General features: G+C 74.1%; 11 protein-coding genes. 7 read left to right on the top strand and 4 right to left on the bottom strand.

Annotated elements, in window-relative coordinates; translation table 11 throughout:
* Positions 1 to 5: 5 nt before the first annotated feature.
* On the bottom strand, positions 6 to 1,241 hold the full coding sequence (locus tag F593_RS29655; RefSeq protein ID WP_022927075.1) for an HDOD domain-containing protein: 1,236 nt from the start codon (positions 1,239 to 1,241) through the stop codon (positions 6 to 8).
* Positions 1,238 to 2,404, bottom strand: a complete 1,167-nt coding sequence (locus F593_RS0101925; RefSeq protein ID WP_022927074.1) for a response regulator — start codon at positions 2,402 to 2,404, stop codon at positions 1,238 to 1,240. The genes F593_RS29655 and F593_RS0101925 overlap by 4 nt, the downstream gene beginning before the upstream one ends.
* 211 nt (positions 2,405 to 2,615) lie before the next feature.
* On the opposite strand from F593_RS0101925, the gene F593_RS27615 reads away from it, so the two are divergent.
* From F593_RS27615 to F593_RS0101910, 3 genes are all read left to right on the top strand, one after another.
* Entirely contained in the window at positions 2,616 to 4,400 is a 1,785-nt protein-coding gene (locus tag F593_RS27615) for a sensor histidine kinase (protein ID WP_022927073.1), read from the top strand.
* Between the two features lie 58 nt (positions 4,401 to 4,458).
* Entirely contained in the window at positions 4,459 to 6,408 is a 1,950-nt protein-coding gene (locus F593_RS27610; RefSeq protein ID WP_022927072.1) for a sensor histidine kinase, read from the top strand.
* A 91-nt stretch (positions 6,409 to 6,499) separates the two neighbouring features.
* On the top strand, positions 6,500 to 7,078 hold the full coding sequence (locus F593_RS0101910) for an NUDIX domain-containing protein (RefSeq protein WP_022927071.1): 579 nt from the start codon (positions 6,500 to 6,502) through the stop codon (positions 7,076 to 7,078).
* Positions 7,079 to 7,236: 158 nt separating this feature from the next.
* Here the strand turns inward: F593_RS0101910 and F593_RS0101905 are convergent, their stop codons facing one another.
* The gene (locus F593_RS0101905; protein WP_022927070.1) at positions 7,237 to 7,884 is read right to left on the bottom strand and encodes a hypothetical protein; all 648 of its coding nucleotides are present in this window, start codon (positions 7,882 to 7,884) and stop codon (positions 7,237 to 7,239) included.
* Positions 7,885 to 7,935: 51 nt separating this feature from the next.
* Positions 7,936 to 9,564 carry an NAD-dependent malic enzyme gene (locus tag F593_RS0101900; RefSeq protein ID WP_022927069.1) on the bottom strand — a complete coding sequence of 543 codons (1,629 nt, stop codon included), beginning with the start codon at positions 9,562 to 9,564 and terminating at the stop codon, positions 7,936 to 7,938.
* A gap of 175 nt (positions 9,565 to 9,739) precedes the next feature.
* On the opposite strand from F593_RS0101900, the gene purB reads away from it, so the two are divergent.
* From purB to F593_RS0101880, 4 genes are all read left to right on the top strand, one after another.
* Positions 9,740 to 11,020, top strand: coding sequence for an adenylosuccinate lyase (gene purB, locus F593_RS0101895; protein WP_022927068.1), 1,281 nt, complete (start codon positions 9,740 to 9,742; stop codon positions 11,018 to 11,020).
* 63 nt (positions 11,021 to 11,083) lie between these two features.
* Positions 11,084 to 11,263, top strand: coding sequence for a hypothetical protein (locus F593_RS0101890; RefSeq protein WP_022927067.1), 180 nt, complete (start codon positions 11,084 to 11,086; stop codon positions 11,261 to 11,263).
* A gap of 63 nt (positions 11,264 to 11,326) precedes the next feature.
* Positions 11,327 to 12,016 (top strand): TVP38/TMEM64 family protein, encoded by a 690-nt coding sequence (locus tag F593_RS0101885; protein WP_022927066.1) that lies wholly within the window; start codon positions 11,327 to 11,329, stop codon positions 12,014 to 12,016.
* An 11-nt stretch (positions 12,017 to 12,027) separates the two neighbouring features.
* Positions 12,028 to 12,723 (top strand): hypothetical protein, encoded by a 696-nt coding sequence (locus tag F593_RS0101880; protein ID WP_022927065.1) that lies wholly within the window; start codon positions 12,028 to 12,030, stop codon positions 12,721 to 12,723.
* The last annotated feature ends 37 nt before the right edge of the window (positions 12,724 to 12,760 follow it).

Below are 12,760 nucleotides of genomic sequence, written 5' to 3'. Positions count from 1 at the left end.
CGGGTTCAGGCCGCGGCCGGGGCCGCGTCGGTCCCGCAGGCCGGGCCGAGCAGCGCCTCGGCCTCGACCAGCCAGCCGTCCAGCCGGTCGCGGACGCCGAGCGCGTCGAGGTAGTCGTCGCTGAGGGCCGCGAGCCCGCCGTTGCCCAGCAGCGGGTCCGGGTGGAGCGTGTCGACGATCGCGTCGGCCAGGTGCGCGGCGGCGGCGACGTCGAAGGACGGGGATGGGATCGCGCACGGGTCGTCGTGATGCGCGACCGCGTCGACGACGGCCGGCGGCAACCCCCACAGCGCCAGGAGGTGCGCGCCGACGTCGGCGTGGGTGATGTCCCCGTGCCCCCGCTCCACGTCGCCGACGGGGTGGCCCTCGGCGGCGGCGGACGCGACGATCTCGGCGAGATGCGCCCGCTCCCGGGTGGCGAAGACGAGCAGCCCGACGTCGAGCAGCAGCCCGGCGGAGAACGCGTCGTCGGCGTCCGGCACTCGTCCGCGGACGAGCTGGGCGACGGTCGCGACCTGGAGTGAGCGGCGCTGGAGCGCGTCGACCGAGAACCCCGGAACGTGTGTCGCCCGGCCCTGGCCCAGGGCGATGAGCGCCCCCGCCGACAGCGCGAGCACGCGCAGCGTGGTCAGGCCGACGAGTGCGATCGCGTCGCGCACGCTCGTGATCGGGCGGCGCGTGCCGAAGACGGAGGAGTTCGCGAGCTGCAGCACCTTGGCCGAGATCCCGACGTCCTGCGCGGCGATCTCGGCGGCGTCGGCCACGGAGGCGTTGGGGTCCGAGAGCAGCGCGGTGAGCTCGGTGTAGAGCCGCGGGGCCGAGGGCAGCTCGGAGGCGCCGGCGGCCGTCCGGCGCAGGCCGACGCGCTCCGCCGTCTCGTGCAGTGCGCACGCCCGCTCGATGATCCGCACGAGGTCGGCGGTCTCGCACGGCTTGGCCACCAGGCGGTGAGCCACGGCGGCGGCGCGCGCCACGGTCGACTCCGACGCGGCGCCCGAGAGCACGATCCGGACGCTGTCCGGGAGCCGCTCGGCCACGGTGCTGAGCAGGTCCGCGCCGTCCATCCCCGGCATCTGGAGGTCGGAGACGATGACGTCGCACGGGCGGGACTCCAGCGCGGCCAGCGCGGCGGGGCCCGAGTCGACGAAATCCATCCGCCACTCGCGCCGCCGCGAGCGCAGCGCGTCGCGCAGACCCTCGAGCAGGGCGGGGTCGTCGTCGACGAAGGTGACGTGCTTCATGACATCAGCGCCCGGGTGTCGACCCGCATCGGTTCCTGGACGTAGCCCTGCGGGAAGTTGCGCAGCCGCAGCAGCAGCTCCGGCGTGGCGGACTGGCCGCGGCTGATGAGCAGCACGTCCGAGACGGAGCGCACGTCCTGCAGGAGCACCATGCCGGAGCGCAGCTCGTCCAGCGTGATGTCGCGGATGCCGACGCGCTCCGCGGCGCCGCACAGGCGCCCGAAGGTCTCGAGCAGCGCAGGGTCGTAGCTGCGGTCGCGGTCGCGCATGGTGTCGAGCGCGGCCTGCGTGGTCATCCCGGCGCTCTCGAGGACGTCGTGGTCGAAGACGATGCGCAACAGCCGGGCGGCGGTGCCGGGCAGGCGCTCCTGGGCCTCGGCGTCGAAGGGCAGGTAGACGTCGTCGAGGATCTTCAGCACGCCCTCGAGCCGCGGGATGTTGCCGAGGATGCCGCGGGTCACCTCGGGCAGCCGGGCGACCATCGTCTCCTCGTCGGCGCTCAGCGGGTGGCCGGCGTAGAGCTTCTCGGCCACGGCGTCGGGCAGGGTGATCGCCCCGATCGGGGCGAGCATCGCGGCGACCTCGAGCTCCCAGCGGTCGTCCATGCGGATCGCGTCGGCGAACCGGGCGAGCACGGGCTTGACGCGGTTCGAGCGGCCGAAGGCGAGGGGGCTGGAGAGCGCGAGGACGTCGGAGAGCGCCTGCACGCTGCCGCGGAGCGTCTCCTCGAGCAGCACGCGCTCGGCGGAGCTGACGCGGTGGTGGCCGAGGCCCGCTGCGCACGCCCGCATCAGGTCGTCGTGGCCGCACGGCTTGGTGAGGAAGCGGAACAGCTGGCCGTCGTTGACCGCGCGGGCGGCGGAGTCGACGTCGGAGTAGCCCGTGAGCAGGATCCGGGCGGCGTCCGGAGCGATGCGCCGGACCTCGCGGAGGAACGCCCACCCCGGCATCACCGGCATGCGCATGTCGGAGATGACGATGGAGAAGGACTCGGGGTCGCGGCGCAGCAGCTCGAGGCCCTCCGCGCCACTCGCGGCGACGCGCACGTCGAAGCTCCGCCGCAGCGTGTCCTTCAGCCCCTCGAGGACCTGCACCTCGTCGTCCACGCAGAGGACGCGCGGCTTGTGCTCCCGGGGGGCGCGCGGAGGAGAGACCGTCGACATGGCCTCGTGATCGGCGTCACGTACGGCGTCCTTGAGCGGCTCGACGAACGTGGGGTGCGCAGCCCCGAGAGCTACAGGGGCGCCGGTCCGCGCCGACGATCAGGCCATGCCCGAGCCTCGAGGCGGCCGCGCCGCGCGCCGCGAGCGTCCGCTCGCGCCCACCCGGCGGTGGTGGTCGTGGCGTCCCCGGCGGTCGTCAGGAACGACCCGCATGGCGGTCCTCGTCCTCGTGCTGCCGGTCGTCGCGATCGTGGCCATCACCGCGTTCCAGCGCCGCGTGGAGGCCGACCTCGACGCCCGCGGACGGACGGGTGACGCCCTCGCGGCCCTCAGCCGCCTGCAGGGCGACGCGTTCCGCGCGCGCACGACGGCGGACGGCACCCCGCAGCGCGCCCGCGCCTTCATGACGGCCAACGCGCGCCGGGTGGATGAGGCACTCGACGCGCTGCAGGCCCACGATCCACCGCCGGGGCTGGCGGCGGCCCGGCTGCAGATCGACTCGAACCTCGCGGTGAACGAGGCCCTGCTCCAGGCGATGACGCAGACGACGTCCGCCGACCGGGAGCAGGCCGGCATCCTCGCCCTGCTCCAGGCCGCCGAGGCGACGGAGGGCGTGGCCCGGCTGGTCCTCGCCCGCGCGGCCGAGGTGTACGACGCGCGGGCACGGCGCTCCCAGGCCGTGTCGACCTACGGATCCGCCGGCGTCCTGCTGCTGCTCGGTGCCGCGTTCGGCCTGCTCCTGCGGCGCACGCGCTCCGAGGAGCGGCGGGTCCGCCGCAGCGAGCGGGAGTTCCGCGAGCTCGTGACCAACATCCCCTGCGCCGTCTACCGGCGTCGGGTGGGCGAGGGCTGGCCCATGGAGTTCGTGTCGGACCGCATCCTCGACATCACGGGGTACCCGGCGAGCGACTTCGTCGACGGGGAGCGCACGTACGCGGGTCTCCTCTCGGACCACCACCGGGGCGAGGTCGCCGAGCACCTGACCGTGCTCGAGGGCTCGGGCGGCACGCTCGTCACGCGCTATCCCATCACGCACGCCGACGGGCACGTCCGTTGGGTGATGGACGAAGGCCACCTCGTGCGCGACGCCCACGGCCGGGTGGTCCGTGTCGACGGCACGTTCTCCGACATCACGGATCTCGTGGCGCTCGAGGTGGAGCGCGAGCGCATCGAGCAGGAGCTGCGGCTGTCCCAACGGCTCGAGTCCATCGGCCAGCTCGCGTCGGGGATCGCCCACGAGATCAACACGCCGGTGCAGTTCGTCGGCGACTCCATCAGCTTCGTCTCGGACGCCTGGACGGACGCCGACGCCCTGATCGCCGAGCTCGAGGCGCTGTCCCTGCAGGACGCGACGGACGAGCGGCGCGCCCGCGTGCGGGACGCGGCCGAGGACGTCGACCTGGAGTACCTGCGCGAGCGCGTCCCCGCCGCGCTGCAGCGCGTGCACGACGGGCTGGGACGGGTCGGCGCCATCGTCGGCGCGATGCGGCAGTTCGGGCGGCCCCCGCAGGCAGAGCACGCCCCGGCGGACCTCAACGAGGCGCTGCGCTCCACGTTCATCGTCGCCCAGAACGAGTACAAGTACGCCGCCGAGCTCGAGGTGGACCTAGCCGAGCTGCCCGCCGTCGTCTGCAACGTCGGCGAGCTGAACCAGGTCTTCCTCAACCTCATCGTCAACGCGGCCCACGCGATCGAGGAGCGGGACGGGACGGAACGCGGCGCGATCACCGTGCGCAGCCGGCGCGAGGACCACGACGTCGTGATCACCGTGCGTGACACGGGTGCCGGAATCGCGCCCGAGATCCGCGACCGCATCTTCGACCCGTTCTTCACCACGAAGGAGGTCGGCAAGGGCACGGGGCAGGGCCTGGCGATCTCGCGGTCCATCGTGGTCGACCAGCACGGCGGCACGCTGGCGGTCGACAGCGAGCCCGGGCACGGGACGACGTTCACGATCCGCCTGCCCCTGCAGACGGCCCCTCTGGCCCATGCCTGAGCGTCCACGGGGCGGTGACGTGCCTCAACGTGACCGCCGTCACGCCGATCTCCAGGGCATGGATCGCCCCGTCGACCTCGCCGCCCGCCGCGGCCGCCGGCACCGGAGAGGGCCCTTCGCCTGCCGGGCCGGGGCGCTCGCCGTCCCGGCGCTCGTCGTGGCCCTGGCCCTGGTCGCGATCGCCGTGATCACGGGGCTCCAGGAGCGCGTGGCGGACAGCTACCGGGCGCAGACGGAGATCGGGAGGGCCGTCGCGGCCCTGAACCACCTGCAGGGCGGGCCGTTCCGTGCGCCGTACGAGGCGGGTGGCTCGCCGGAGGCCGCCAAGGCGGAGATGCTCGCGGACGTCGCCACCATCGAGTCGGTGCTGCGCGGCCTGGAGGCGGCGGACCCCCCGGCGGCGCTCCGCCTCGTCCGCTCCCCGCTCCAGGCGAACTTCGAGGACAGCTGGGCCATCCTCGAGATCACGTCCTCCGAGGCGTTCACGCAGGAGGTGCAGCCCTCGCTCCCGCCGCTGCTCGTGTCGGCCGGCAGCCGGCAGCAGTCGGCGAGCCGCCTGTTCCGCGAGGCGGGAGAGGACTACGAGGCCCGCGGCGTGCGCGCGCACCGGCAGGCGACGGTCGGCTCGGCCGCCGTGATCCTGGCGCTGGTGGGCGCCCTCGGCCTGCTGTACCGGCGTGCCCGGCGAGCCCACTCCCGCGCGCTGGAGCAGGAGGCCCGTGCGCGAGAGCAGGAGGCCCGTGCGCGGGAGCAGGAGGCCCACGCGCTGGCCAGCGAGCAGGAGCTCCGCGAGCTGATGGCCAACCTGCCGTGCGCGGTCTACCGCCGCACGGTCGGGGGGCAGGGCCAGGTCCGGTTCGTGTCGGAGCGCATCGAGCGGCTCACGGGCCATCCGGCCGAGGAGTTCCTGACCGGCGCGCGCGACTTCGCGGACCTCATCATCCCCGAGCTCCGGGAGCCGGTGATCCAGGAGGTCGGCAAGGACGAGGACGACAGCGCCTTCGCCGCGCGGTACCCGATCCGCCACGCGAGCGGCGAGACCCGCTGGGTGCTCGAGGAGGGGCGCGTGGTCCGTGACGCCGACGGCGAGGTCGTCCAGCTTGACGGCACCCTCTCCGACATCACGGTGATGAAGGGGCTCGAGGAGGAACGCGAGCGCATCGAGGCGGAGCTCCGGCTCTCCCAGCGGCTCGAGTCGATCGGCCAGCTCGCCTCCGGCATCGCCCACGAGATCAACACGCCCGTGCAGTTCGTCGGCGACAGCCTGAGCTTCGTCACCGGGGCGTGGGAGGACATCGCGGAGTACGTCGGCGAGCTCGAGGAGCTGTGCCTGGCCGAGCGCACGCCCGACACGCCCGAGCGCGTCCGCGACGCCGCGGAACGCGTCGACCTGGAGTACCTGCGGGAGCGGGTGCCCGCGGCCCTCGAGCGGGCGAACGGCGGGCTGGGCCGCGTCAGCACGATCGTCGGTGCGATGCGGCAGTTCGGCGCGCCGCAGGGCAGCGAGCACACGCCGGCCGACCTCAACGAGGCGATCCGCTCGACGCTCGTGGTCGCCCAGAACGAGTACAAGTACTGCGCCGAGCTGCAGACGGACCTGCAGGACCTGCCGCCCGTGGTCTGCAACGTCGGCGAGCTGAACCAGGTCTTCCTGAACCTCGTCGTCAACGCGGCGCACGCCATCGCCGATGCCCACCCGGAGGGGCGCGGCACGATCTCGGTGCGCACGCGGCACGACGAGCGCGAGGCGACGATCGAGATCGCGGACACCGGCGGCGGCATCCCGCCCGAGATCCGCGACCGCATCTTCGACCCGTTCTTCACCACGAAGGAGGTCGGCAAGGGCACGGGCCAGGGCCTGGCGATCTCGCGCACGATCGTGGTCGACCAGCACCACGGCACCCTGGCGGTCGACAGCGAGCCGGGCCACGGCACGACGTTCACGATCCGCCTGCCCCTGACGAGCGTCGAGGACGACGCCGCGCCGGTGGCGGTCGGGGTGGCCTGAGCCCGGGCGGGGGTGCGATCCGCCTCAACCGCTCCGACGGGCATCGACCCGGGACCGGCCGACGCCCGGCGCCTGCGGCAGACTCCCGCCGGTGAGCACCCCCGACGACCAGCCCCGCGTCCGGCGCGTCTCCTCCCGCGAGGCGTACCGCAACCCGTGGATGACGGTGCGGGAGGACATCATCGAGCGCCCGCACCCGGACGGCACGCCGCGCCCCGGCCTCTACGCCGTGATCGTCAAGCCGCACGCCGCCGTCGTCGTGCCGTTCGACGGGGACCACGTGCACCTCGTCGGCCAGCACCGCTATCCCATCGACCGCTGGTCGTGGGAGTTCCCGCAGGGCGCCCACCACGACGAGGGTGCCGACGAGGACCCCGAGGCGATCGCCCGCGGCGAGCTGCGCGAGGAGACGGGCTTCACCGCCGGCTCGCTGCGCCGCCTGGGCGACCTGGCCTTCGCGCCCGGGATGTCCGACCAGACGTTCACGGCCTGGCTGGCGACCGACCTGCAGGAGGGCGCCACCGCGCCGGACGCGGAGGAGGAGGGCATGCTCCGCCACCGGAAGGTCACCCCGCACGAGCTCGACGAGCTCGTCGGCACCGGCGGCATGATCGACGCGGCGACCGTCGCGACGTGGCACCTGGCGCGGCGTCACGTATTCGGTGGCTGAACGACGACCCCTCCGCGCCAGGCGGCGTCATTCGGTGGCTGAACGACGTCCCCTCCGCGCCAGGCGGCGCCACGTCCTCGGAGCCTGAACGCTGGCCCCTCTCCGGCAGGCGGCGAGACGTCGTGGGCGTCGGAGTGTCGACGCCCGGCGATCGGTCCTCAGCCCGTCGCCGTCACGACGACGGGAGGCAGCTTGCCGGTCCGGCAGCGCGGGAACGTCGTCCAGCGCGGGCGGCGCCGGGGAAGCGCCGGTGCCCCCTGCGTCGTGACGGTGCCGTCCTCGCTCCCGGTGGTCAGCCGCGTGCCGAAGCCGGCCACGCACAGCGCATGACGGGCGTCGCGGAACCGCAGACCGACGACGTCCGGCGGCGGGGAGCCGGGGTCGGCACGCGACCGCACCTGGGGCCCCTGGAAGTCGCGGGGATCCGGCAGCCGTCGCCCCGTCCCGACGACCGGGCGTCCCGCGACGGGACGGCCCAACGGCAGGCGCACGGTCTGTCCGGCGTGGCCCATCGCGTTGCACGCGTACGTGCCGAGGGGCGATACGAGCTCGGCCGTCACGAGGATCCGCCCGTCGCGCAGCTCCCGGACCCGCAGTTGCGGCTCCTCGCAGGAGCCGTGATCCGGTCCTCGCGCGAGCAGCGTGTGCCCGCCGTCGGCGACCCCCTCCAGCGACCACCCCGCCGGCGTTCGGACCTCGCCCTCGCGCCCTTCGTGCAGCACGAAGACGACCGCGGCGATCAGGCAGGCGCACCAGAACGCAGCTGCGACGGCTCGGCGTCTCGACCGGTCACGACGCGCGCGCACCGCGGCAGCGTCGCACGTATCGCGGTCCCCGGCCCCGGTACTCCGCCGGCCTCAGTCCCGGTACTCCGGGGTCCAGCGCGCCCGCCGGATCCGCTCCCGCAGGTCGTCGTCGCTGCGGTGCGGCGCCACGCCGTCGGCGACCGCGGCCGACGCGACCGCCAGGGCCACGTGGTCCGAGACCGCCCGCAGCTCGCCGATCGGCGGCAGCAGGGCACCGTGGGGATCGGTCAGGGCGGGGGAGAGGGCGCCCACCGCGCGGGCGGCGGCGCGCATCATCGGATCGGTCACGCGCGCGGCCTGGGCGGCGACGACGCCCATGCCGACGGCGGGGAACACGTAGACGTTGTTGGACTGCGCGACGCGCATCGTGCGGCCCTCGTACTCGACCTGCGGGAACGGCGAGCCCGTCGCGGTCAGGACGCGGCCGCCCGTCCAGCGCATGAGGTCGCGCGGGTCGGCCTCGGAGCGGTTCGTCGGGTTCGACAGGGGCAGGACGATCGGCCGCTCGACGTGCGCGGCCATCTCGCGGACGACCCCCTCCGTGAACGCCCCGCGGGCCGTCGACAGGCCGATGAGGGCGGTCGGGCGGACGGCGCGGACGACGTCGGCCAGCGGCGCGTCGGCGAGCTCCGCGGCGTCCTCGCGGGCGTAGACCTCCTGGGCGTCCGACAGCCCGGCGCGGCCCTTCGTCAGAAGCCCGTCGATGTCGACGACCCAGAACCGGCGGCGCGCGTCGTCCTCGGACAGGCCCTCGTCGACCATCGCCTGGCGGATCTCGTCGGCCACCCCGATCGCGGCGGAGCCGGCGCCCAGCATCACGATCCGCTGCTCCGTGAGCGGCGTGCCGGCGACCTTCACGGCCCCGATCAGCGCACCGAGCGCCACGGCCGCGGTGCCCTGGATGTCGTCGTTGAAGGTGCAGATCCGGTCGCGGTAGCGGTCGAGGATCGGCCGGGCGTTGTGCGACGCGAAGTCCTCCCACTGCACGAGCGTGTCGGGCAGCTCCTGCTCCACCGCCAGGACGAACTGCTCCACGAAGTCGTCGTACTCCTGACCCGCGATGCGCTCGTGACGCCAGCCGAGGTAGCCGGGGTCGTCGATCCGCTCCTGGTTGTTCGTGCCGACATCGAGCACGATCGGCAGCGTGCGGCCCGGGTCGAGCCCGCCGATCGCGGTGTAGAGCGCCAGCTTGCCGATGGGGATGCCGAGGCCTCCGGCGCCCTGGTCGCCGAGGCCGAGGATGCGCTCGCCGTCCGTGACGACGATGACGTCGACGTCCTTCTGCCGCCGGTTGCGCAGCAGCTCCGGGAGGCGATCCCGCATGGGGTAGGAGAGCGTGAGGCCGCGCGGGCGGCGGAAGATCCGGTGGAACCGCTGGCACGCCAGACCGACCGTCGGCGTGTAGACGATCGGCAGGACCTCCTCGAGGTGGTCGATCAGGAGCCGGTAGTAGAGGACGATGTTCGTGTCCTGCAGCGTCCGCAGGTTCACGTACTTGTCGAGGTCGGTCCCCCGTCGGCGGAACACCTCGTAGGACCGCGTGACCTGCTGCTCCAGCGTCTCGATCGCGGGCGGCAGCAGCCCGTCGAGCCCGAGCACCCGGCGCTGCTCTGCGGTGAACGCCGTGCCGCGGTTGCGGAGCGGGTCCTCCAGGATCTGCGGGAACTGCAGCGGGGCCATGACCCGACCCTAGTACCCGCCCGGGCGTGGCCGGTGCGGACAGGGGTGCTCCGGGGGATACGCCACCCGGACGGGGGTGGTTCGGGTCGTAGTGGTCGCCGCGCGAGCGCGGGTATGGGCCTCCTCGCTCCTCTGACCGTCCGCCCCGCCTGCCGATCCGCGACAATCCCCCGCGATGATCCCGCGCTACACCCGCCCCGAGATCGGTGCCGTCTGGACCGACGACGCGAAGTTCGAGTCCTGGCGGGAGGTCGAGGTCGCCGCCTGCGAGGAGATGGACGGCCCCACTGAGGACGACCTCGTCGCCATTCGTGCCGCGACGTTCACCGCCGAGGCCGTCCACGAGCGGGAGAAGATCACCGACCACGACGTCGCCGCGTTCGTCGACGTGCTCTCCGCCGACGCCGGCCAGGGGGGCCGCTGGATCCACTACGGGCTGACGTCGTCCGACGTGCTCGACACCGCGCTGGCCCTGCAGATCCAGAAGGCCGGCGTGATCCTGCTGCGCGGCGCGCGCGAGGTCGCCGAGACCCTCGCGGCGAAGGCCCGCGAGCACGTTCACACCGTCTGCGTGGGCCGCACCCACGGCGTGCACGCCGAGCCGACGACGTTCGGCATCAAGCTCGCCGGCTTCGCGCTCGAGGCCGACCGCAACCACAAGCGCCTGCAGGCCGCGTTCGAGCAGGTCGCCGTCGGCGCGCTCTCCGGTGCCGTCGGCACGTACTCCGCCACGTCGCCGGAGTTCGAGGCGCGCGTCCTGAAGCGCCTGGACCTCGCCGCCGAGCCGATGTCGACCCAGGTCATCCCGCGCGACCGCCACGCCGAGCTGCTGCAGGCCATCAGCCTGGCCGGCGCCGGCCTCGAGCGCCTGGCGACCGAGATCCGCCACCTGCAGCGCACCGAGGTGCGCGAGGCGGAGGAGCCGTTCCGGAAGGGGCAGAAGGGCTCCTCCGCGATGCCGCACAAGCGCAACCCGATCACGACGGAGCGCATCACCGGCCTGGCCCGCGTGCTGCGCGGCTACGCCCAGGCGGGCGTGGAGAACGTGGCCCTCTGGCACGAGCGCGACATCTCGCACTCGGGCGCCGAGCGCGTGATCCTGCCCGACGCCACGATCGCCCTGGACTACATGCAGGCGCTCGCCGTGCGCGTCGTCTCCGGCCTCGTCGTCCACGAGGACCGGATGCTCGAGAACATCGAGCTGACCTCGGGCGCCCTCTTCTCCCAGCGCCTGCTGCTCGCGCTGATCGAGGACAAGGAACTGGTCCGCGACGAGGCGTACCGCACGGCGCAGGAGCTCGCCCAGCGCGCGTGGGACACCCGCACGCCGCTCAAGCAGCTCGCCGCGCAGGACGAGCGCTGCGAGGGCCTCGACCTCGACCGCGTCTTCGACATGGGCTTCTACACCCGCCACGCCGACGAGATCGTCGGCCGCCTGGCCGCCGCGGGACTCTAGGCCCCGGCTTCCGCTCGGCGGGGGTTGTCGCGCCGGAGGGCGTTCCGTACTGTCGGACGGGCCATGAACACGTCGAACTTCCTGGCCCGGCTCACCGTCGAAGCGCTGGTCGGCGCGCTCTTCGGAACCCTCGTCGGCCTCGTGCTGCTGGCGGTGGGCGTCATCGACAACCCGTTCTGGCTGACGTCCGCCGGCATCTTCGTCGCGGCGTTCGCCTCGACGCTGCGCGACGACGACGCGTAGCCGGCCGCCGAGGTTCACCGGTCGTGCACCCGATGGGCGCACGGCGCGCCGTACCGTCGGTGGATGGACGGCGGGCGGAGCAGGCGGTGGGCGTTCGCTCTGGGGTCGGTCGGCGTCACGGCGCTGCTGCTCGTCCTCGCGCTGCAGGTCCCCGCGCTGCACGACGCGCTGGGCCACATCCTCGACGGCGACACGTCGGCGCTCCGCGAGCAGCTGCGCGATCTCGGCGTGTGGGGCGCGCTGGTGCTCTTCGTCCTCGTCCTCGTCCACACCGTCGTGCCCTACCCGGCGGAGCTCGCGCTGGCCGTCGCGGGCTACGTCTACGGGTTCTGGGTCGGCGTCCCGCTCATGCTCGTCTCGTGGCTCGGGACGGGCCTGCTCGGCTACGCCCTGGGGCGGTCCGTCGGGTTCCCGGCCGCGCGGCGCCTGTTCGGAACGGAGCGCATGGTGCGGATGGAGAGCCTGCTCAACCGCGCCGGTGCGTTCCCGCTCCTGGCCTCGCGGCTGCTGCCCGTCGTGCCGTTCACGCTCGCCAGCGTGGTCGCCGGCGCGCTGCACGTGCCCGTCGTGCGGTTCGCGTGGACGACGGTCGTCGGCTACATCCCCCTGACCTGCGCCGTGGTGCTGCTCGGCGGCCGGCTCGAGCACCTCTCCCTGGGCGATCCGGTCCTCTGGGGCGTCGTGGCCCTGATCCTGGGGCTGCTGGTCGTGGCGCGCCCCGTGCTGCGTCGCCTCGAGGGCCACGCCACGTAGATTGCGCGGCCATGGCCGACGATCCGCTCCTGCCCCTCTCGCCCCGCCAGGTCGCCGCGCTCGCGGCGGCGTCGGCGTCGGCCTCCGCCGCCTGGCGGCCGCGGGCGAACTCCGACCGCCTGCCGCGCGTGCCCGAGCAGGTCCTCGTCGCGCTCGTCGGCATCCTGCGCCAGGAGGACGAGGCCGACCGCTCCGCCGGGCACGCCCGCAAGCGCGTGCTCATCCGCTCCGCGATGACCGGCGCGTTCGGCGCGCCGGGACTGCTGCCGACCGAGGTCGTGGGGCTCGTGGAGCAGGCGCGCGCGGGCGTGGCCGCCACGCTGGCCCGCGCCCCCGAGCGCACGAACGAGGAGATCGCGGCCGACCTGCTGATCGGCTGGGCGCTGCTCGACGACGCCGAGCAGGCGACGACGATCACCCGCGGCGAAGGCGAACGCTCCCTGCTCGACGCGCTGGTGGTCCGCGGCGGTCAGACCCTCCGCGGCTACGTGCCGGCGAAGTGGACCCCGTGGAGCACCCTGCGCCTGCTCTGGCGCGCCCGCCAGCTGCCCGGCCTGCGCGAGCGCTTCTCCGCCCGCGGCCTGCGCTCCCGCGGCCTGCGCGCCATCCCCGTGTTCGGCGCGGTGCCCGCGGCGATGGGGGCGCGGCGCGAGATGGTCGACTTCCAGCGCCGCCTCGACGCCCACCACCGCGCGATCGGCGTGTAGGCGCGGCCCGGCGGCGGCCCGGCGGCGGCCCACCGCC

The organism is Patulibacter americanus DSM 16676 (assembly GCF_000420025.1).
GTDB classification, from domain to species: Bacteria; Actinomycetota; Thermoleophilia; order Solirubrobacterales; family Solirubrobacteraceae; genus Patulibacter; species Patulibacter americanus.
Note: the sequence above shows the minus strand (reverse complement) of the source record. Positions and strands in the feature narration are given on the sequence as shown.